Raw genomic sequence first — 19,521 nt, 5'->3', positions numbered from 1 at the left:
TTTCGTTATACGATTTTTTTATTATTACTGAATTTTTGAGAGGGGAAATTTGATGTCACTTAAGAAGAAAACGCAAGTACGCACTGGCAAAATGGTACGTGAACTAATGTTAGCAGATGAAGATGTAAATGCTTCGCTAATTATGGTATATAGTGAAAACGGTGTAAACGCAGAAATTAAAATCGAGGGCTTAACGCCAAAATGTAACGAAGAATTATTTTTGAGCGGAAAAGTAGATTGGAACAAGAGCGTTATTTATAAAATTGTCGATTTTACTGGCAATGCTGAAGTTGGGAAAGTGACTTTAAGCGCCATGAACAAAAACAATGTTTCATTGCAAATTGAACGCGTGATGTGGAGTAAAGAAACAAAAGAAGAAATTGCAGAATTAGAAGACAATACATTATCCGTTGTCGAAACGCCAACTCCGAAGAAAGAAACAATTGTTGAAACTTCAAAAGAAGTGACGCCTGTAACAAAACCAGTTGACAATGTCGCACCTACACAAGCACCAATTCCAAAGCCAGTGCGTCCAGAACCTGTAGTTAAAACTACACCAAAACCTGTACAAAAAGAAGTAGTGGCACCAACTACAGTACAAAAAGAGGCAACTGTATCAACTCCAGCAAAGCCAACACCTTCAGTTAAACAATCTGTGACAAATCAACAAAATTCTGAATTACAGGAAAAATATGTTCGTCTTGTAAAACAAGCTATAGATGTATGTCAAGATTACGAACTTGGGATGGATGTTGATGATTCTATTGAGAACTTAAAAAATGAGTTACAAAAACAAGGTATATCGGTAGCATTCGATGCAGAAATTATGGATGTTGTAAACCGTTTGCGTTCATTAAAGCAAAAAGGCATTAAAGTGGAAAAAGTATTGAACCTATTATAAATTACAAAGCTTTCCCCTGCTGGGATAATTCTCATTCGTATAAAAACAAGGAGATGGCTATCCATCTCCTTATTTCTTGTAATTCCATTCATCGCTTTCATACTTTTCTTTTGCTAATGTTTGTACTTCATGAAGTTGTTCTTCTGTTAACTCATACGGTACAAGTTCCACATCTAATCCTTTTTCAAACCCAATATGGAATGCATCGATAAGTTGCTGAATAGTAAAAGTACGATCTGTTAATTCATTAATTGCAATTGCTTTTGAAGAGAACATTTTTTTCATGCGTTCTTTCACACGTTCATTTGGAAACAGAAACAAATCATACAGCATATCTAAATCGATTTCTAACGGAATGGAACCGTGCTGTAAAATAACTCCTTTTTGTCTAGTTTGTGCACTTCCAGCAATTTTGCGACCTTCGACAACAATTTCATACCATGACGGAGCATCAAAACAAACTGCTGAACGTGGATTTTTCAAATTATCGCGCTCCTCAGCTGTTTTTGGTACTGCGAAATATGCTTCTAAACCTAACGCTTTAAATCCATCTAACAATCCTTGTGAAATAACGCGATATGCTTCTGTCACTGTTTTTGGCATGTTTGGATGTTCTTCAGACACAATAACACTATACGTTAATTCTTTATCATGAAGAACACCTCGTCCACCTGTTTGACGACGTACAAAACCAAAACCGTTACTATGTACTGCATCCATATCAATTTCTTTTGAAACACGCTGAAAATAACCGACTGTTAACGTCGGAACTTCCCATTCATAAAAACGAATTGTTGGCGGCATTTTCTTTTCACTTTGCCAATTTAACAAACATTCATCTAACGCCATATTAAACGCCGGAGAGCATTTACCGGAATTTATATAACACCATTTTTCCTTTTCCATCCCACACCTCATATAACTAATTTTTTTCACATTCTCTAGTCTATCAAATTCGATAAAATTTGTGAAAGAATACGAAATTTCTTCTAATGTAAAATGAACTTGTTGCATAAATACATATGGGCATTATAATATGGAGAGTAGGATAAGAAAAAGGGAGCGATATAATCGTGTCAACAAATGTTATTATTTTACTAGCCATAACTGCAGGATTCATCGGCTATTCTGTATGGATGTTTTTCTATCAGAAAAAATTAATTAAAACACTTTCAGAAGAAGAATTTCGCGCTGGTTACCGTAAGGCACAGCTTATCGATATTCGTGAAGCGGACGAATATAATGCTGGACACATTTTAGGAGCGCGCAATATTCCGATTTCACAAATACGTCTTCGTTACAAAGAACTTCGTACTGATCAACCGATTTATTTGTATTGTCAAAACGGTTTCAGAACAGGCCGCGCAGCACAATTCTTAAAGAAACACGGCTATAAAGAATTTTATCAATTACAAGGCGGCTTTAAAACTTGGTCTGGTAAAGTGAAAAAGAAAGACTCATAATAAATAGCTAGCTTGTCCTACACAAGCTAGCTATTGCATTTTACTAGCAACATATACTAAATTTTGTTTGACATCTTCATTATTTTGATCACGAACATTTCGATAAAGCAACTGATACTCCACATTCTTTTCTTTCCATGTGAGCGTTGCCATATCTTCTCCGTCCATTTCTTCATTACTATTTTTAAAATAGGCTGTTATACCATTTGTAAGCTTTACTTTCTCCTGAAAACGATTTTGCTCTACGATAAAAGGAAAATTATACGAAAAGTTTGCAACTGTTAATTCAATATAATCTCGCATGCCTTTTTCTTGCCGTTCATATTTAATATCAAGAGCAATCCGCTTTTCTCCCATTTTTCGAACTACTGCTTTTGGATTATTTGTTGGTTCATACGGTAAAAATGATGGTGTGTAAAAAGAAAAAGGAAGAACGTTTTTTACAGACTGTACCGGCATTGGATCAGACATCATATCTTCACTTGCCTCTAAATCTGCTGCAAACTTTTTTTCTTCGACCATTGTTTGCTGAAAAGAACATGCATTTAACACTATACTAGAAAATACGAAACATATCATTCGTTTTTTCAACTTGTATCCGCCCTTTCTCAACATTCTCTTTTCAGGCTTTCGTATGTTATGTTCATATTCTCCCTTTCCTACCGCTCTACCTTTGAAAACTTTCCTCGTTTATCTCACACAATTTGACAAAAACGCTTCCCTATTCTCACGCCGAATTTAATCGTTACGCGAATAGCAAAAGCGTTATTAACAAGATAGATTATGAAACGCTTTTCATGTCAAGAGTTTCCCCCCTATTTCTTTTCTCCTTTTCTTGTATAATAGAAATAGAGGTGAAACATATGGTAAATATAAAACAAATCGCGAAAACGGCTGGGGTCTCTGTTACGACTGTTTCACGCGTCTTAAATGAGCATCCATATGTCAGTGAAGACAAACGACAACGCGTCCTAGAAACTGTTGAAGAATTGAATTACGCCAAAAATATAAATGCGGTTCATCTTCTAAAAGGAAAAACACATACAATCGGTGTCATGCTTCCTTTTATTAATCTGCCGTACTTTAGCACAATTATTGAAGGGATTGGAACGAAAGCACTTGAAGCTGGGTACCGCATTAATCTCTGTCAAACAAACTACGACAGCATTGAGGAAATACGTGTCCTTGAAATGATGAAAATGAAACAATTTGATGGCATGATTATTTGTTCCCGAACGAGCTCACGGGAAGCTATTGAACCTTACGCAAAATTTGCGCCTATCATTTCGTGTGAAAAATTGCTGCATCCCCTTATATCTTCTGTCTATATCAATCATTATGACGGCTTTCGGATTGGAACAGAATATTTAATACAAAATGGACACGAACATATTGGATTTTGTTTAGCACGCAAAAAAAGCGTGAGTACCAAGCAGCGTGAGCAAGCGTTCTTTGATACTCTTCATGCAGCAGGTAAACGCTCGCAAACAGACTGGCAGTTTTATCAATGCTACACTATTCAAGACGGTGCGAATGTCATCCAAAGCATACTAGCGATGAAAAATCGTCCTACCGCTCTTTTTGTTGCAAACGATCAAGTTGCTGCTGGATTACTAACAGAGGCGAAAAAACAAGGATTGCGAGTACCAGAGGATTTAGCAATCTTAGGATTTGATAACCATCCTATTTCTGAAGCGTTAGAGATCACAACAATTGAACATCCAGGCTTAGCAATGGGAAATCGTGCTTTTTCCTTATTTTATGAACAAGTACAACAGGAACAAATTACAGGGACTTCTGAAGAGTTACCGTTTCGTCTCATTGAACGAGGAACAGTGTAAAGGCTCCTATTACTGGAGCTTTTTTATATAAATCCAAAGTAACTACTCAGTTACTTTATGAAAAACCGACAGAAAAGCATTTTTTTAAATGGGCGAGAGGGACTGGCGATGCATAGGAGCGGTCAGGGCCTTTTCCTGCCACGTGCAAGGTTTGAAAACAAAAGTAGACAATACGTGCAGGCTCCTTTTGTTTCTGCATAGTTGCAATCTATATGGCGAAAAATTAAAATGGATTCATATAGTTCATATAATTGCCCTTCTTGACTATATCCTTTTTCTATCCTATACTTTAACTAACGAACGGTAGGTAGGGGATGGATATGACAGCAAACCGTATTAAATCTGTAGCACTTTCACACTTTGCACGCTATGGCTATGAAGGAACTTCACTAGCCAACATTGCCGGGGAAGTTGGAATTAAGAAACCGTCCATTTATGCACACTTTAAAGGAAAAGAAGAGCTTTATTTTATTTGCTTAGAAGAATCTTTACAAAAAACTCTTGCATTCTTTAAACAGTATGTGCAGAAGTCAGAAGAAACTCCCTTTGGAGACTTTTTATTTCATCTTCTTAAAGATTATGGCCATCACTTTCAAGAAAGTCTTGAAGCAATGTTTTGGTTACGAACTTCATTTTTTCCACCAGATGCCTTTCGGGAGCAAATTGTTGAAAAAGCAAATGCATATATCGAAAGCATCGGACAGCTTTTAGTACCTATATTTGAACAAGCAAAAGAAAAGAAAGAATTTTGCGACATTGAAGTTACAGAAGCTGTTGCAGCTTATTTATGTTTAATTGACGGATTAATGGTTGAATTTTTGTTTGCTGGAATACAACCATTTGAAAATCGATTACATGCATCTTGGAAATTATTTTGGCGAGGATTGTCAAGCTGACGGATTGCACACGCAATACGTCATTTTCTTGCCCTAAACCTAACGACTGGTAGGAAGGAGAATGAACGATGGAATGGATTTATGTTGTTATCGCAGGACTTATTGAAATTGTGTGGGTAATTGGCTTAAAGCATGCCACAACACCACTAGAATGGGTTGGTGTTGCACTTGCAATTGCTATAAGCTTTTTCCTTTTATTTAAAGCTTATGCAAAGCTCCCTGTTGGAACTGTATATGCTGTGTTCACAGGAATTGGAGCTGGAGGTATTGTCCTAACAGAAATTTTTATTTTCGGCGAACCATTTTCAATGGTAAAAATCTTATTTATCGGATTAATTTTCGTAGGTGTTATTGGTTTAAAACGAGTAACAGGCGAACAAGAACAGAAGGAGGCAGCATAACATGGCATGGGTATATTTAATTATTGCTGGTATTTGTGAAGTTACCGGTGTTATCTTTATGAAGATAGCCAATGAAAAAAAAGGCTGGACACCAAAACTGATGTTAATTGCCAACTTTGCAGTAAGTTTCTTCTTCTTATCCCTCGCAATGGATACACTGCCAATGGGAACAGCTTACGCAATTTGGACGGGAATCGGAACTGCCGGAAGTGCCCTTCTTGGCATTCTTATTTTCCGCGAATCCGCTGATTGGCGCCGCCTTGCCTTTTTAAGCTGCATCTTATGCGGTGCAGTTGGTTTAAAATTAATGAGTTAATGAGGTGAATGCAAGCTATATAAATCCAAATTAAAAAACGACATAAAACCATTCCTTTTCGGTGGGCGAGAGCATCTGGCCATGCATAGAAGCGGTCAGTTCCCTTACCTGCCACATGCAAGGTAAAACAAAGGGAGAAAGCAAGTGTAGGCTCTTCTGCATAGCCGCAATCTAATATGCCGAAAAATGAAAATGGATTCATATATATTCCATATTGCAGAATGGTTATTTCACAAAGTACTTGTAATCCTCATGTTTCTGCCTAACATGGCTCTTGAGGTCACTTCCGTTATTTGGTCCATTATCGCTTCTATTGGAATTATTATTATTTGGAGTATTGCAAAACTCTGGAATAAACTCTTTTCAAAAGAAAGTTCTTCATACAAGAAGTAACTGTCTTTTTTTCATATGATTTCCTCCTTTGGACATACTACGAAAAAAGGAGCTGATCATATGCAAACTTCTGTACATAAGCAGATTTTACTGCTATTTTTCGTCTTTATTATGTTTGTTGTGTTTTTTAGTTTCCTACTACATACGTATAACGTGCCTGTTTATTCGCCGAGTATGGTGTCGGTTTATAAAATTGTTATGCATAGCTTGTTGCATTGAAGAAGGTGTCTCGCGATGAGACACCTTTTATAACGAATGATTTTCTTTTTTCTGAATTATATTTCCTGTCGTCACGAAAACAGTACCGAATATAAGACAGGTGGGAACTGATATATGAGTGGGAATAACATGAAACGTAACTCCAATCCCTGTTCCAATAATGAGTAGAAGTCCAGCTATCACGAAGAAGGCCCCCATGGTTTTCATAATTACATCCCCCTATTTATATATCTTTCTGCTCATATAATTTCACACAAATTAAAATTGATAACAAAACGTTTGACTAGAGTATTATAAAAATACAAAGCTACAGTTGGCGCTTTTAGGTGAACTGCAGAAAATAATACCGAGTTAGCTAGTAATTTATTTTCTTTTACAAAACATCGCGCCTTTGAAACAATGCACTTGAAATAACGAGTAAAACAACAAAATGAGCTAAAACAAATAACAATGAAGTTGTAAATGTAAACTCTGAAAACATCGGTTTTGCTCCTTGATTGAGAAATTCATTACTATCATACACATTTAAATTCAGATGAAACATTACAACATATTTTGCTACACCTTTAGCAAATTGAAATAATAATATTTTAAGCGATCCATCTAGAAAAAAGAAGAATAGTGTAATAATTAACGGTAAAACTGATTTTCTAAAAATATTAGCTAGTAAAAATGCAACTGTTGGATAAAAGAATATCGGTAAAATATTATACGCGAAACGTTTTAATAAAATTGCAAAAGTTACCACTTCACTGTCCCCGCCAAATGCAATGAAACCAATTAACATGGCTGTAAGTAAAGAAGCAATACATACCAATAATATAGCTAAGAGAACTGTAATATACTTTGAAAATAATATCATGACTCGTTTTCTTGGCCGAATTAACAATTGTTTAATTGTCCCTTTTTGAAATTCCTCTGTAATTGTGCGGGATGCTAGCGTTATGCCAAAGATTGTTGCAAATGTAGCAATCATTCCGATATGTTGCTCCGCGAACATAATAAACCCTTCAATTTTCATTTCAGACGGTGCCCACTTTTTTATAATAACTGCTCCTGCAAATTCTAATACTGGTAGTACTACTAACAAAATATACATACTCTTTTTCGCATGTAACTTTAAAAATTCATTTTGGATTAATTTCATCATTATGCTTTCACTCCCCCTGTGATTGCTAAAAATTCATCTTCTAATGATTTATTTTGAACTGTTACACTGTACACGCGAATATCGGCATACACTAATTTTTTCACAAGCTGCGGAATTTCTTCTTTCATAACAGGTACAATAATTTTCTTTTCTTGTACGGTTCCTTTTATCAGCTCATCCGCTTTCTCTACTTGATCCACTTCAAACGCTACTACTATCTGATCGTCACTTTTTACTTGTTCACGTAAACTATACCCCTGCACAAATTGTCCATTCTTAATAATAACGACACGATCACACATCAGCTCAATCTCACTTAATAAGTGACTGGATACAATGACTGCAATGTTCTCTTCTTTTGCTAAACGCTGTAAGTAATCGCGAATTTGACGAATTCCTGCTGGATCTAAACCATTTGTCGGCTCATCTAAAATTAAAATTTTCGGATTATGTAATAGTGCTTGTGCAATCCCTAAACGTTGTTTCATACCAAGTGAGTATGTTTTTACCTTTTTATAAATCGCATGTTCTAATTCCACAAGCTTTACAATTTCAGCAATTCGTTCTTTACGAATTGACGTAACGGCCATATTCGCAAAATGCTTTAAATTTTGCATTCCTGTCATATATTCATATAGCTCCGGGTTCTCTACAATCGCTCCAATGTACTCTAGTGCTTTTTCACGCTCAGTACGTATACTGTGACCACAAATTGTAATATCGCCTTCTGTTACTGAAATCAGCCCTGTCATCATCCGAATTGTCGTCGTCTTCCCGCTCCCGTTTGGTCCCAAAAAGCCATACACTTCCCCTTCCTGTACTTCAAATGAAAGCCCACGAATAATTTCAGCACTACCTATTTTTTTGTGCACATTTTCTAATTTTACTACCACATTCCCCAATGATTCTTCCTCCCTTAGACCTCAAATTATTTATCAACAAAGTCAAATGTTATTAATAATAAAAAGATTAGCAATCATTCATAACATAAACTAAATACATTCAGTCCATAATCTAGCAAAAGGTGTTTCAAAATAACCTTGTTTATTCATTAACTCTAAATATTTATTAAAGATTATAGAATTACCTATCTTCTCCTACAATTTCTATTGAAAATCTATATATTATACAGAAAGTGAAGAAAACCAATACATTTCCTTATTCATCTTCAGCTTAATCTTTTAAAATTCCCTATCTTTAAAAATCGAAATAGAAAAAAGCATAGAAACAAAATACGCGATACATACTCCAAGACTTAACATACTAATGATAAACATAAGATTTGAAGAGTGAAAAAACATTAACATGAGCCTTTCCTCACCAAGAACATTACACATAAATCCCAACAATCCTATTAGTGGAAAGATAAAAACCACATTAAAAATAGTAACTATTTGTTTGCTCCCTCCATACTTCAAAGGGAGTAGCATAATTGCATAAAGAGCCGAGAGAAAAACACCTATAAAAATCGCATACCATGGAATATTTATAGCTTTACCTAACAAAAATTTAGGTAAAATAGCAATGATTAAAGTAGCCATTAACCCGCATCCAATAAAGAGAATTGTCGATATATATTTCGCAATAACAATATCTTTTCTAACAAATGGAAAACTAATTAATAATTTATCTGTTTCGTTTTTATCTTCAACCTGTAATGATACAAATATCAATAGGCTACAAGTAGCAAAACAAACGACCGCAATCTGAAACGCCTCAACGGATTGTTTTAATGCACAATAAATTGGAAATATAAGATAAAGAAAAAAAACTTTTCGTTGTAAGAAAAAATCCTTCCAAACTAACTGTCGCACGATCCCTTCTCTCCTTTATATATCTCTTTTTTCATATAATTTAATTGCAATAAACATAGAAGCAATATACATAACTGCCAACCCGATTAACCCCACCATACATATGCCTACATGTGACAGGTTCATGATCCAATCACCAAATGAATCCTCCACACGATTCTCTCCTCCATCTATAACAAATAACGGTATAAGTGTGGTGGGAATAGTTAATCCTATTGCACATATACCTCGGATGATTTTTGAACCAGTTCCATAATAAACAGGTAAAAATGATGCAATGTATATAAAAGGCACTATAATACCGCTTAGCACTGTATACCACTTGAGTTCAATATAAAAATAAGGATGATATACACGAATATCTTCAATTACAGTCATTCCTCTCATTACCCAAACAACCGTTATTGTTAATACAATCGCTATAATTGCCACCATTACAAAAGTCGTATATTTTGAAATAACAATATTTTTTCGTTCTATCGGTAAACTAGCAATGATTTTTTCACTGCCATTCTTTTCATCCGCTGCTATGGACAACTGAAGAGATACCATTACTGATATTAAACAGCTTACAGAAAAAATACTTGGATCAGATGAATTCATTATAAACAAGCCAGCCGAAAACCCCAAACAAAATATCCACATATCGCGTAGAAAATACAAGTCTTTAAACACAAACTGACGCATTTATCTTTCTCCCCTTCGTCGTATACACGATAATATCATCAAGCGTCGGCTTTTCTAATACAACTTCTTGCCCAAACCAATCTACAACTGCCTGTTTATCCCGAGCCAGTCCTTCAAACCCATATTTATTTTTTCTTAAACCGATAAACAGTTCTTTTCCTTCTTTATCTAACAAATCATTGCTTCCTTTTACGATTATGTAATTCTCCAATAATTCGTCTTTCTCTCCAGTAAAGACGATTTCACCTTCATTGATAAATGTAATATAATCAGCAATACATTCTAAATCCGTTGTAATGTGTGTGGAAAATAACACGGATATTTCTTCTTCCATCACAATCTCTTGCAATATATCAAGCAGCTCACTTCGGACAACCGGATCTAAACCTGCTGTTGGTTCATCCATAATGATTAACTCAGCATGATGTGACAGTGCCATAGCAATGGCATATTTCATTTTCATTCCTTTTGATAACTGTTTAATCTTTTTATTTTTCGGAACTTGTAATCGTTCCATGTATGATTGATATTGCGCTTCATCCCACTTTTTATAGAAAGGTGCGATAATACGCTTCATTTGTTCACATGTTAAATCTTCATAGTAATGATTTTCATCGTATACAAAGCCGATATTTTGTTTTACTTCTTTTTCATATTTTTGATTGTCCTTACCAAAAATATGAATTTCACCACTATGTCGTTTTACTAAACTCATAATCATTTTGATTGTTGTACTTTTTCCTGATCCGTTCGGTCCAATAAACCCCATTATATATCCGCGCGGCAGACTAAAATTTACATTTCGGATAGAAAAACCTTGATAGTCTTTACAAACATTTTTTAATTCTAGCATGTGTCTTATTCCCCCTTATATAGAAACGCAATCATATGCTGCAACTCTTCAAGAGACAACTGGAGAAGTTTACTTTCATTTACTACTTCTTCAGCTTTACTTTCCAACAATCGCAACCTTTGTTCTCGTATGAGCTCATTATTTTGCACAGAAACATACGTCCCTTTTCCAGCAACTGTCTCAATATACCCTTCTTTTTCAAGCTCTTCATACGCTCGTTTCGTCGTAATGACGCTAATTTGTAATTCCTTCGCTAAACTTCGGATAGACGGTAATTGCTCTCCACCTTGTAATTTCCCATTTAAAATAAGTTGCCGAAGCTGCTTACTAATCTGTTCATAAATAGGATCTGGTGAAGAGTTTGAAATAATAATATTCATATTTCCCTCCACAGTGCGTATATACTGTACATATCTTATATATACAGTATATACGCACCTCTCTATTTTTGGCAACAAAAAAAAGACCAACAATTTCCTGTTGGTCTTTCATATATGTATCACTTCTCAAAGCGATTTAACATCTCATCTCTCATACCAAAGCTTACAATCGCAATTCCAACATACATAAAAATAAGAAATGCTGGATGTACTGTGTTATACCAATGGCTATCAATAATTAAATATACCGTTAATGCTGCAACAAGTAAAAATGCAACAATAAACATATAGAAATGTCTTTTACTACCCATAACAAACTCCTCTCTAATTACTCATTTATTGTAACGAATTATCCCTTACGACTCAAGACTAACTTTCCTGTAAATGATCTAACTCAACTTTCACAATATCATGACAAGCAATTGGAATAAGTGTTCCTTTACTATCAATTGCAGTTACACTCTTGTTATCTAATACGTGATGCTTCACTCTCTCTAACATTTTTTCTGTATCCTGGTAATAAAATTCTTTAATATCCTTAATCATATCACCATTTTCTAAATGGTACACCATCCTACAACGCTTATAGCTCATCTTTTTCATCCCCTTGTTCATTTCTTCACATATGTATGAAAAATTGACATTCTTGCTTCTCATTTACTTTAATTTCAATAAAATTCTAACAAAAATACACAATTTTATCAAAGGGACTTTTTCAACAAAAATGTTGAGAAAGTGTGATAATTCTCCAATCTTACATAAAACCTTCAATTTTGTAACATCTTTTTTAGGTAATGACGCTTTCTTCGACAATATGAAAAAAGAACTCGCATATAGCGAGTTCTCTACAAATTATTATTAAACTTGAACCATAGATGGTTTTTGATAGCGTAAAATCGGCTTACGTGCTGCCATTGTTTCATCAAGGCGCTTAATTACTGTTGTATGCGGCGCTTCTTGAACCACTTCTGGATTTTCTTCTACCTCTTTTGCGATTTGAATCATCGTATCGATAAACCCATCTAATGTTTCTTTTGATTCTGTTTCTGTCGGCTCAATCATAATACATTCTTCCACATTTAATGGGAAGTAAATTGTTGGTGGATGGTAGCCGAAATCAAGCAGACGTTTTGCAATATCAAGCGTACGTACGCCAAGTTTCTTTTGACGACGACCAGATAAAACAAATTCATGCTTACAATGTCTGTCAAATGGAAGATCGTAGAATGGAGCTAATCTTCTCATCATATAGTTCGCGTTTAATACTGCATATTCTGTTACTGCACGAAGTCCATCTGGACCCATAGAACGAATATACGTATACGCACGAACGTTAATACCAAAGTTACCATAGAACGGTTTCACGCGTCCGATTGCTTGTGGACGATCGTAATTAAAGTGATAGCCACTTTCTGTTTTCTCTAAAATTGGCTTTGGTAAAAACGGAATTAAATCAGCTTTTACACCTACTGGACCAGAACCTGGGCCACCGCCGCCATGCGGACCTGTAAATGTTTTATGAAGGTTTAAATGCACAACGTCAAATCCCATATCTCCTGGGCGCGCTTGACTTAATACCGCATTTAAGTTTGCACCGTCATAGTACAATTTACCGCCGGCATTATGGACGATTTCTGCCATTTCTAAAATGTTCTCTTCAAATAGTCCAAGTGTATTTGGATTTGTTAACATAAGCGCTGCTGTTTCTTCATTCACAACACGCTTTAAGTCTTCTAAATCAACAAGACCATTTTCATTAGATTGTACTGTTATCGTCTCAAATCCTGCTACTGTTGCAGAAGCTGGGTTTGTTCCGTGAGCAGAGTCAGGAACGATTACTTTCGTACGTTTATAATCGCCTTTTGCTTCGTGATATGCACGAATTAACATTAATCCTGTCCATTCACCGTGCGCTCCTGCTGCTGGTTGAAGCGTTACAGTATCCATACCTGTAATTTCTATTAAATGCTCTTGTAAGTCATACATTAATTCCATTGCACCTTGCACTGTCTTTTCATCTTGAAGCGGATGAACATGTGCAAAGCCAGGGAAACGAGCTACATTTTCATTAATTTTCGGATTGTACTTCATCGTACAAGATCCTAATGGATAGAATCCAGAATCAACACCATGATTACGGTTTGAAAGTGCTGTGTAATGGCGCATAATATCAAGTTCTGATACTTCAGGAAGCTCTGCATCTTCCGTGCGAATATACTCGCTCTCAAACACGTCTTCTAATTTTACCTCTTCTACATCTAATTGGGGTAAGCTATATCCTATGCGTCCTTCTCTACTCATTTCAAAAATAAGTGCTTGGTCTTGATTCTTCATTGGATAGCCCCCATTCCGTTTACAAGTGTATCAATTTCTTCTTTTGTACGTAACTCTGTTACAGCTAGAAGCATATGATTTGTAAGCTCTTTATAATCACGGCCAAGATCGTAACCACCGATAATATTTTTTGATAATAATGCATCGTTTACTTCTTGTACTGGACGTTTGCAATCAACAACAAATTCATTGAAGAACGGGCCAGCAAATGTTACTGTAAAGCCTTTTGCTTCAAGTTGACGTTTTGCATACTGTGCTTTAGAAACGTTTTGACGTGCCATTTCCTTCACACCTTGTTTTCCAAGTGCTGTCATTGCAACAGAAGCTGCTAATGCGTTTAGCGCTTGGTTTGAACAAATATTAGATGTCGCTTTATCACGACGAATATGTTGCTCACGTGCTTGTAGCGTTAATACGAAACCACGTTGTCCTTCAGAATCCACTGTTTGTCCAACAAGGCGTCCTGGAATTTTACGCATAAACGCTTTTGTTGTAGCAAAATAACCGCAATGCGGGCCGCCAAACTGTGTTGGAATACCAAATGGCTGTGCATCGCCTACAACAACATCAGCACCAAATTTACCAGGTGGTGTTAATGCTCCTAATGATAATGGATTAGAAGAAACGATGAATAATGATTTTTGCTGATGAACGATTTTCTCAATATCAGCTAGTTTCTCTACTTGTCCAAAGAAGTTTGGATATTGAACGATTACGCAAGCTACTGTATCATCTACTTCGCTTTGTAATACGTCTAAGTCTGTTACACCATCTTTATAATCAACTTCAACAACCTCAAGGTGTTGACCTTTTGCATATGTTTCAAGAACTGCTCTTGATTCCGGATGAACTGCTTTAGAAACAAGAATTTTCTTTTTACGAGTATGACCCGCTGCTAGCATTGCCGCTTCTGCTAACGCTGTACCTCCGTCATACATAGAAGAGTTCGCTACATCCATACCTGTTAGTTCACAAATCATTGTTTGGAATTCAAAGATTGCTTGTAATTCCCCTTGTGAAATTTCTGGTTGGTACGGCGTATAAGCTGTATAAAATTCTGAACGAGAAAGAACATGATCTACAATTACTGGTGCATAATGATCATATACACCTGCCCCTAAGAAGGAAGCATAGTCTTTTAAGTTTGCATTTTTACAAGCAAGCTCAGACAGTTCTTTTAAAAGTTCTGGTTCTGATTTTGCTTGTTTAATATTTAAATCTCCTTGAAAACGAACGCTTTCTGGAATATCAGAAAATAACTCATCAATCGTTTGAACGCCGATCGTTTGTAACATTTCTTTTTTGTCTTCTTCTGTCATTGGAAGATAACGATGCAACATGAAATCTACCCCTCTCCCCGTTACTTTGAACGTTTGTAAAATGGTGTTGGAACAACAACTGCTTTGACGCGTTTATTACGAATTTCAATTTCCACTTCTGTATCAACTGCTGCATATTTCACATCAATTAACGCTGAACCGATACTTTTCTTTAACGTTGGAGATTGTGTACCACTTGTAACTTCCCCGATTTTTTCTTCGCCCACATATACTGGATAATGCGTGCGCGGGATACCACGTTCAATTACTTCGATGCCGACTAATTTACGGGGTGCACCGTTTTCTTTTTGTTCCTTTAACGTTTCTTTTCCAAAGAAATCCATTTCTTTATTTGGTTTTACTGCAAAGCCAATTCCAGCTTCAATTGGTGTAATATCTTTTGATAACTCTTGACCATAAAGAGGTAGTGTTGCTTCAAAACGAAGTGTATCACGCGCTCCTAAACCACATGGTTTTAAGCCGTCTTCTTCGCCTATTTCAAGAAGTTTCTCCCAGATCTTTGCAGCCTCTTCGCTCTTACAGTAAATTTCAAATCCATCTTCACCTGTATAACCAGTACGAGATACAAGCGCTTCTACACCATCCACAAGAACATTGTCTTTAAATTTAAAGAACTTAATTTCTTTCAAATCTTCTGATACAACTTTTTGTAAAATGCCCTCTGCTTTTGGTCCTTGAATTGCAAGTTGTGCAATTTCACTAGAAACGTTGACTACTTGCACATCGCCGCTTACATGAGAGGCTAACCACTCATAATCTTTTTCAATGTTTGATGCATTGATTACTAGTAAATAGTCTTCTTCGCCGCGTTTGTAGATTAATAAGTCATCTACTGTACCACCATCTTCGTAACACATTGCCGTATATTGTGCTCCGCCTACCTTTAAGATAGAAACATCGTTTGTAACTACACGTTGTAAAAATGCTAAACTATCTGCACCTTTTACTTCTACTTCTCCCATGTGAGAAACATCAAAAAGACCTGCTTCTGTACGAACAGCTTCATGTTCTTCTTTAATGCTTGAAAATTGAACTGGCAATTCCCAACCACCAAAGTCAATTGTTTTCCCACCATACTTCGCGTATACATCAAATAGCGGTGTACGTTGTAACGTAATCATGTTCTCTCCCCCTTACGCTTTCTATGACAAATCAATAAAAGTTGGTTTCCCATTTCTAAACATTTTCAGTTCAGAAAAGATGGGATATACGGAATCTGATTCTATTTTTTTATGAAAGCGTAAATAAAAAAGTGCTTTCATGGATAAAATACGAAAGATTCCACACATTTCACACCATTATCCTAACATTTTTCGAGTCGTTTCATCAATATTCTAGCTAAAAAAATAATTTAGAATTTATAGAAGGTGAGATATTATCCATGAATGTCGAAATTTCAATAGAGCGTTCTTGGCAAGAAAACTTCTTAAAACGAATAGAAGAAGATGGCCCGTGGACAAACTGGGAACTATTTCATCTCGCATATCAAACTGAACAGTCCCTTCTCATTCCCAAATTTGACGGGCTACAGGCGCCTAAACATTTACCTAATTTCACGCCACTTCCACATCAGTTAGAAGTAGCGCAAACCGTCATTGAACAAATGAACGGAAAAGCAATCTTAGCAGATGAAGTTGGCCTTGGAAAAACAATTGAAGCTGGACTTATTTTAAAAGAATATATGGTGCGCGGACTTGTGAAAAAAGTACTTATTCTTGTACCTGCATCTCTCGTTTCACAATGGGCATATGAACTAAATACAAAATTTTTCATTCCAGCCGCCATGCAGCGAAAAAGTTACTCCTGGGAGCAAGCTGACGTTATTGTATCGTCTATCGATACAGCAAAGCGCTCTCCGCATCGTGATATCGTTTTAAATTTAGAATATGACCTCATTATTATTGATGAAGCACATAAACTAAAAAACAACAAAACGAAAAACTATGAATTTGCCCAACTATTAAAGAAAAAATTTTGTTTATTACTTACCGCAACACCTGTTCAAAATCGCATTGATGAAATCTTTAATCTTGTCTCGTTATTAAAACCCGGCCATCTCGGCAACCAATCTAATTTTGAAGAATATTACGCTTCGAAAAATCGCACGACTGAAACAGATGAACATTTAAAAGAACTCATTAATAAAGTAATGGTACGGAATCGACGACACGACACTGGCATCGATTGGCCAAAACGACATGTTCATACGCTCTTTGTCGACTTCAATGAACAAGAAAGGGCTTTATACGATGCAATTGAAGGATGGAAAAGACAAGATGGATTTACTTCTGCATTTTCTGCTTTAACATTGAAGCGTGAAGCGTGCAGCAGCCGCGAAGCTGTTTATTTCTCACTAAAAAAACATGTAGAAAAGCGACAAAAAGAAGATGAGCAATATACAGTAGATCCATACATAGATGTGTTAATGGAGAAAATTAATGGTATTTCCGCTAATTCAAAAGCAAATAAAGCATTAGAAATCATTAAAGAAATTAATGATAAAGTTGTAATTTTCACAGAATACCGTGCTTCCCAAATGTATTTACAGTGGTTTTTAAAGCAGCACGGCATCTCGTCTGTACCTTTTCGGGGCGGATTTAAACGCGGTAAAAAAGATTGGATGAAAGAATTGTTTCAGAACCATGCCCAAGTATTAATTGCGACAGAAGCAGGCGGTGAAGGAATAAATCTACAATTTTGTAATTACATGATCAACTACGACCTTCCTTGGAATCCGATGCGCCTTGAACAAAGAATCGGACGGATTCATCGTCTCGGACAAAAGCATGACGTTCATATTTATAATTTGGCAACGAAGTATACAGTAGAAGAGCATATTTTAAAACTGCTGTATGAAAAAATTGACTTATTTGAGCGTGTCATTGGTGATTTAGATGAAATTTTAACAAGAATTAATATGAAAAACATCGATGCGCACATTCACGATATTTTTACTCATTCCAAAAGTGAAGGAGAAATCCGCATTAAAATGGAAAATTTAACGTCGATTATTGAATTTGCCAAACGAAATGAAGCCGAGGTGCATGGCTATGCAGCAACATGAAATTCATCATTATTTACATTGTTTTTTTGAGGCAAACGGCTGTGAAATTTTGCAGCGTTTTCCTCATTTATTAGACGTTCAATTAACAATCGAAATGGACAAACTACTGATGAACCGTCCATTTTACTGGCATTATCTTGAAAAAACGGGCGGGATACCAAATCCGATGCGTCTTACATTCATTACTGATGCAAAACATGAGGAGCAAGAGGGCGAGTTCATTCACTACGGTTCTCCGCGCTTACATCAAATTTTTCAAGCAACAAAAGAATTAGGTGCTTACATTCGTTTATTTGAAGATGTACATTCAAATGGACAAACAAGCACTCCACTTCACCCTTGGCTTGGCGTCAATATAAAGGTCTCCTATCAATGTGATCGAAAAAAGGATATGCTGTATTCCATCGGGATTCACCTTATTTCTGGTGCAATGATTACAAATTTTCATGAGGCATTAACAGCGCTTCGTCTTACACCAAAAATCCCTGATTTTTGTTTTACATTAACGCCAATTATTAAACCGCAAAGCGGCCTATCTAGAATGGAAGAAGCTATGAAACGTATCATTGCTTCAGACGATCACTCATGGGCTGAAGAAGCAAAAGTTCGTTGGAATCACGATTTACAACTACTAAACCGATTTTATGAGGAAAGTAATGAATTACCAGAAAGCTACGAAATAGAAAAACGAGCCTTACAAGAGCAATATGAACCGCGCATTACGATGCAAATTATAAACGGTGGACTCTTTTATGTGACAGCCAATCATTTTCTAACATAAAAAAAACTCCTTCTACAAGGAGCTTTTTTATGTTAGAAAGTAAAAGTTCTTTTTAGATTTTCCCATTATATTTTCGGCCATCGTTATGTTCTTGCTGATGAATTTTTGTCATTCTCTTTTGATATTCTCTATCTTTTGCACTTACATGATTTGCATCCGTTTCTCTATTCTTCTTTGAACCGCCTGCTCCGTTACTCATTTTGTTCACCCCACTCGTATATACTTCGGCATTAGTTTTCGCAATCCACATTCCCCTTATACAAAAAATAAGGAGAGGGAATCCCCGCTCCTTACACATATTTTTGAAACATATCATGTAACTCTTGATTCACAAGGTAAGAAATCTGCTCATCTGACTTATGAGGATAACGATCACGTAGTCGAATAGATGCCTTTAAAACTAAGTTCTCTAATACAGAACGCCCGCCCTTTCCATAAATCGTTTCTGCATATTCTATCAATTTTCCATCCTCAACTGTTGCAGGAGTTTGATCGAAGAAAAATTTACTCATTTGTACCACCTCTCCTTTGATAACGTTTACATTTATATAAACTCAATATGTTATTTATTTCACAATTAATGTATGCATGTATAGATGATTAGTTCCATTATAAAACAACATTGCCATAGTATCAAAGTGTATTTTAGACAATTTTGTGAACAAACCAAAAAAATGAAAGCGTTTTA

General features: G+C 35.9%; 25 protein-coding genes. 9 read left to right on the top strand and 16 right to left on the bottom strand.

The window, feature by feature from the left end:
• The first annotated feature begins 52 nt into the window (after window positions 1-52).
• Complete coding sequence (locus tag V7024_RS08770) at window positions 53-901, top strand: hypothetical protein (protein ID WP_335518417.1); 849 nt, start codon at window positions 53-55, stop codon at window positions 899-901.
• Between the two features lie 69 nt (window positions 902-970).
• On the opposite strand, the gene V7024_RS08765 is transcribed toward V7024_RS08770, so the two are convergent.
• Entirely contained in the window at window positions 971-1,807 is an 837-nt protein-coding gene (locus V7024_RS08765; protein ID WP_098914780.1) for a lipoate--protein ligase family protein, read from the bottom strand.
• Between the two features lie 167 nt (window positions 1,808-1,974).
• Here V7024_RS08765 and V7024_RS08760 point away from each other — a divergent pair, with 167 nt between their 5' ends.
• Window positions 1,975-2,364 carry a rhodanese-like domain-containing protein gene (locus V7024_RS08760; RefSeq protein WP_335518413.1) on the top strand — a complete coding sequence of 130 codons (390 nt, stop codon included), beginning with the start codon at window positions 1,975-1,977 and terminating at the stop codon, window positions 2,362-2,364.
• 30 nt (window positions 2,365-2,394) lie between these two features.
• Here V7024_RS08760 and V7024_RS08755 read toward each other — a convergent pair whose 3' ends face one another.
• Window positions 2,395-2,979: a DNA polymerase III subunit delta gene (locus V7024_RS08755; protein WP_335518411.1), complete on the bottom strand. Its 585-nt coding sequence runs from the start codon at window positions 2,977-2,979 to the stop codon at window positions 2,395-2,397.
• Window positions 2,980-3,227: 248 nt separating this feature from the next.
• Between V7024_RS08755 and V7024_RS08750 the strand changes: the two genes are divergently transcribed.
• The 5 genes from V7024_RS08750 (at window position 3,228) to V7024_RS08730 (ending at window position 6,211) form a co-directional block, all read left to right on the top strand.
• On the top strand, window positions 3,228-4,205 hold the full coding sequence (locus V7024_RS08750; RefSeq protein ID WP_335518409.1) for a LacI family DNA-binding transcriptional regulator: 978 nt from the start codon (window positions 3,228-3,230) through the stop codon (window positions 4,203-4,205).
• A 314-nt stretch (window positions 4,206-4,519) separates the two neighbouring features.
• Window positions 4,520-5,101 (top strand): TetR/AcrR family transcriptional regulator, encoded by a 582-nt coding sequence (locus V7024_RS08745; protein WP_335518406.1) that lies wholly within the window; start codon window positions 4,520-4,522, stop codon window positions 5,099-5,101.
• Window positions 5,102-5,169: 68 nt separating this feature from the next.
• Window positions 5,170-5,502, top strand: a complete 333-nt coding sequence (locus V7024_RS08740; protein WP_335518403.1) for a DMT family transporter — start codon at window positions 5,170-5,172, stop codon at window positions 5,500-5,502.
• A gap of 1 nt (window position 5,503) precedes the next feature.
• Window positions 5,504-5,818: a DMT family transporter gene (locus V7024_RS08735; RefSeq protein ID WP_098914785.1), complete on the top strand. Its 315-nt coding sequence runs from the start codon at window positions 5,504-5,506 to the stop codon at window positions 5,816-5,818.
• Between the two features lie 186 nt (window positions 5,819-6,004).
• Window positions 6,005-6,211 carry a DUF3975 family protein gene (locus V7024_RS08730; protein WP_335518399.1) on the top strand — a complete coding sequence of 69 codons (207 nt, stop codon included), beginning with the start codon at window positions 6,005-6,007 and terminating at the stop codon, window positions 6,209-6,211.
• A gap of 246 nt (window positions 6,212-6,457) precedes the next feature.
• Here V7024_RS08730 and V7024_RS08725 read toward each other — a convergent pair whose 3' ends face one another.
• From V7024_RS08725 to gcvT, 12 genes are all read right to left on the bottom strand, one after another.
• Window positions 6,458-6,637, bottom strand: coding sequence for a hypothetical protein (locus V7024_RS08725; RefSeq protein WP_335518396.1), 180 nt, complete (start codon window positions 6,635-6,637; stop codon window positions 6,458-6,460).
• 166 nt (window positions 6,638-6,803) lie between these two features.
• Entirely contained in the window at window positions 6,804-7,580 is a 777-nt protein-coding gene (locus tag V7024_RS08720) for an ABC transporter permease (protein ID WP_335518393.1), read from the bottom strand.
• Window positions 7,580-8,482, bottom strand: coding sequence for an ABC transporter ATP-binding protein (locus V7024_RS08715; protein WP_335518390.1), 903 nt, complete (start codon window positions 8,480-8,482; stop codon window positions 7,580-7,582). The genes V7024_RS08720 and V7024_RS08715 overlap by 1 nt, the downstream gene beginning before the upstream one ends.
• 279 nt (window positions 8,483-8,761) lie before the next feature.
• The gene (locus tag V7024_RS08710) at window positions 8,762-9,394 is read right to left on the bottom strand and encodes an ABC-2 transporter permease (protein ID WP_335518388.1); all 633 of its coding nucleotides are present in this window, start codon (window positions 9,392-9,394) and stop codon (window positions 8,762-8,764) included.
• 15 nt (window positions 9,395-9,409) lie between these two features.
• A complete protein-coding gene (locus V7024_RS08705) occupies window positions 9,410-10,081 on the bottom strand; it encodes an ABC-2 transporter permease (protein ID WP_335518385.1) in 672 nt (223 codons plus the stop codon).
• The gene (locus tag V7024_RS08700) at window positions 10,062-10,934 is read right to left on the bottom strand and encodes an ABC transporter ATP-binding protein (protein WP_335518382.1); all 873 of its coding nucleotides are present in this window, start codon (window positions 10,932-10,934) and stop codon (window positions 10,062-10,064) included. Before V7024_RS08700 ends, V7024_RS08705 begins: the two co-directional genes overlap by 20 nt.
• Before the next feature lie 5 nt (window positions 10,935-10,939).
• Window positions 10,940-11,314 (bottom strand): GntR family transcriptional regulator, encoded by a 375-nt coding sequence (locus V7024_RS08695; protein ID WP_335518379.1) that lies wholly within the window; start codon window positions 11,312-11,314, stop codon window positions 10,940-10,942.
• Window positions 11,315-11,433: 119 nt separating this feature from the next.
• Window positions 11,434-11,625, bottom strand: a complete 192-nt coding sequence (locus tag V7024_RS08690) for a hypothetical protein (protein WP_020061612.1) — start codon at window positions 11,623-11,625, stop codon at window positions 11,434-11,436.
• Between the two features lie 58 nt (window positions 11,626-11,683).
• Window positions 11,684-11,908, bottom strand: coding sequence for a DUF3929 family protein (locus V7024_RS08685; RefSeq protein ID WP_335518374.1), 225 nt, complete (start codon window positions 11,906-11,908; stop codon window positions 11,684-11,686).
• Window positions 11,909-12,172: 264 nt separating this feature from the next.
• Entirely contained in the window at window positions 12,173-13,648 is a 1,476-nt protein-coding gene (gene gcvPB / locus V7024_RS08680) for an aminomethyl-transferring glycine dehydrogenase subunit 2 (protein WP_335518371.1), read from the bottom strand.
• Entirely contained in the window at window positions 13,645-14,988 is a 1,344-nt protein-coding gene (gcvPA, locus tag V7024_RS08675; RefSeq protein WP_335518369.1) for an aminomethyl-transferring glycine dehydrogenase subunit 1, read from the bottom strand. The genes gcvPB and gcvPA overlap by 4 nt, the downstream gene beginning before the upstream one ends.
• A gap of 20 nt (window positions 14,989-15,008) precedes the next feature.
• Window positions 15,009-16,109 carry a glycine cleavage system aminomethyltransferase GcvT gene (gcvT, locus tag V7024_RS08670; protein WP_335518366.1) on the bottom strand — a complete coding sequence of 367 codons (1,101 nt, stop codon included), beginning with the start codon at window positions 16,107-16,109 and terminating at the stop codon, window positions 15,009-15,011.
• 260 nt (window positions 16,110-16,369) lie between these two features.
• Here gcvT and V7024_RS08665 point away from each other — a divergent pair, with 260 nt between their 5' ends.
• Together V7024_RS08665 and V7024_RS08660 are read left to right on the top strand one after the other, a co-directional pair.
• Complete coding sequence (locus V7024_RS08665) at window positions 16,370-18,052, top strand: DEAD/DEAH box helicase (RefSeq protein ID WP_335518363.1); 1,683 nt, start codon at window positions 16,370-16,372, stop codon at window positions 18,050-18,052.
• Window positions 18,039-18,833 carry a YqhG family protein gene (locus V7024_RS08660; protein WP_335518360.1) on the top strand — a complete coding sequence of 265 codons (795 nt, stop codon included), beginning with the start codon at window positions 18,039-18,041 and terminating at the stop codon, window positions 18,831-18,833. The genes V7024_RS08665 and V7024_RS08660 overlap by 14 nt, the downstream gene beginning before the upstream one ends.
• 52 nt (window positions 18,834-18,885) lie before the next feature.
• On the opposite strand, the gene V7024_RS08655 is transcribed toward V7024_RS08660, so the two are convergent.
• Together V7024_RS08655 and V7024_RS08650 are read right to left on the bottom strand one after the other, a co-directional pair.
• On the bottom strand, window positions 18,886-19,032 hold the full coding sequence (locus tag V7024_RS08655; RefSeq protein ID WP_090996252.1) for a hypothetical protein: 147 nt from the start codon (window positions 19,030-19,032) through the stop codon (window positions 18,886-18,888).
• A 91-nt stretch (window positions 19,033-19,123) separates the two neighbouring features.
• A complete protein-coding gene (locus tag V7024_RS08650) occupies window positions 19,124-19,345 on the bottom strand; it encodes a hypothetical protein (protein ID WP_020061620.1) in 222 nt (73 codons plus the stop codon).
• Window positions 19,346-19,521: the final 176 nt, after the last annotated feature.

Origin of the sequence: Bacillus sp. JJ864, assembly GCF_036963045.1 — a bacterium.
GTDB classification, from domain to species: domain Bacteria; phylum Bacillota; class Bacilli; order Bacillales; family Bacillaceae_G; genus Bacillus_A; species Bacillus_A pseudomycoides_C.
The sequence above is the reverse complement of the archived record's forward strand: the minus strand, read 5'-3'. Positions and strand labels throughout refer to the sequence as shown.